At 57.1% G+C, this 1,523-nt stretch carries 2 pseudogenes; both read left to right on the forward strand.

What is annotated here, in order from left to right:
- Window positions 1–1,059 (forward strand): annotated as a pseudogene (locus tag ACOI1H_RS25515) (hypothetical protein); the annotation flags it as partial.
- A 90-nt stretch (window positions 1,060–1,149) separates the two neighbouring features.
- Window positions 1,150–1,373 (forward strand): annotated as a pseudogene (locus tag ACOI1H_RS25520) (hypothetical protein); the annotation flags it as partial.
- Window positions 1,374–1,523: the final 150 nt, after the last annotated feature.

Genomic DNA, 1,523 nt, shown 5'->3' on the forward strand with positions numbered 1-1,523 from the left:
GTCTACGGCTCAGGCCAGTTCCAGCTTGGCAGCCTGGCGGGGTTCTCCGGGTTTGAAGAGATTCGGATGATCAACTACTCGAACTCATCTCAGCAACTGTTCCTCCGGGCCGACGAGATCGCCAACGTCAGCACCACGGGGAGCGGGCAGAAATACATCTACCTCGGCACAGGGCAGACGACGCTCGCGGGAGGCGAGGGGACGGATTACGTCTATGCCAACGCCGTCCCGAGCAGCGGCAACGTGCGTAGCTGGAACGACGGCAACGTTCTCGATGGCGGCTCAGGTTTTGATTATCTTACTATTGGCGGCAGCAGCAGCGGCACGACCGACCTCCGCTCCAGCACGGTCAAGAACTTCGAATACTTGTACATCTACGATGGCAAGGTGGTCGTGGATGCCGAGCAGATGGACAGCGTCTCCTACGTTTGGGGCAATTCTACCTCTAAGATGAGTACCTTCGACGAAGTGCTCGACCTAAGGGACATGAACGTTCAGCAGGTCTCGGTGATCAGCGAGAACGCGACTGGCACGACCTTCAAGGTCAACAGTCTGGCCACGGCTTTCCAGATTGTGGGTGGCAGTGGAGCGGACACGATCGAGGCCAGCGGCTTCACCTTCACCGCAGACCAGCGGGAAGCGATCTTCAGCGGCTCGATCGAAGCAATCAGCGACGGCAGCGGGATCTACGGCAATGGCGGCTCAAACAGCCTCCAAGCCTTCGCGACAGGAAGCGAGCTATTCGGGGGAGCCGGCAACGACTTCCTGATCAGTGACGTCGGAAATGACGTCATGACTGGTGGCAGCGATAGCGACACCTTCACCTTCGCCGCGACTTCTGGGCAGGACCTCATCAAAGACTTTCAAGGATTGGGGGCGGCTAATGGCGACCAAATTGATCTCAGCGCGCTGGCTGGCGAAATCGACTCTTACAATGACCTAGTCGCAAATAATCTTGAAGACGTGTCGGGTAGCGCTGTTATCGCTTGGGGGGACAACAAGATCGTTCTGGAGAGCGTACTGAAAGCGGACCTACATGCCGATGACTTTCTGTTCTGAAGATATCGCTGGAGTCGGGCGAGCTATTGACCTGCCACAGGATTTTTCCTCCACTATCGATTGGCGTCCGCCCCAACTTGAGGACGGATAATGAAGGGAACGAGATTTACGGACGAGCAGATCATCGGCATTCTAGCTAGCGGAGCGCGTAGCGGAGCAGGTTAAAAAGTGCGCAGACCTGTGCCGCAGTTCAAGCGTGAAGCGAATGGTCCAGTGGACCGTTCGTAGCGCTGAACGGCATGTCGGAAGGAACCTTCTACAACTGGAAAACCAAGTTCGGCGGCATGACGGTGTCAGAAGCCAAGCGGTTAAAGGGGCAGTGTCAGATAACCATCATGAGCCAAGTGGAGTGGTCCTTTAGCCCCTGGCGATGCCCCAGCCAAACCCGGTCCGCTACTTCAAGACGTCGGCTGAGTTGATCCGGCTGGCGGTCATGATGTAGGTCCGCTACCCGCCGTCGCGTA

Origin of the sequence: Loktanella sp. DJP18, assembly GCF_049310965.1 — a bacterium.
Taxonomy (GTDB): domain Bacteria; phylum Pseudomonadota; class Alphaproteobacteria; order Rhodobacterales; family Rhodobacteraceae; genus Loktanella.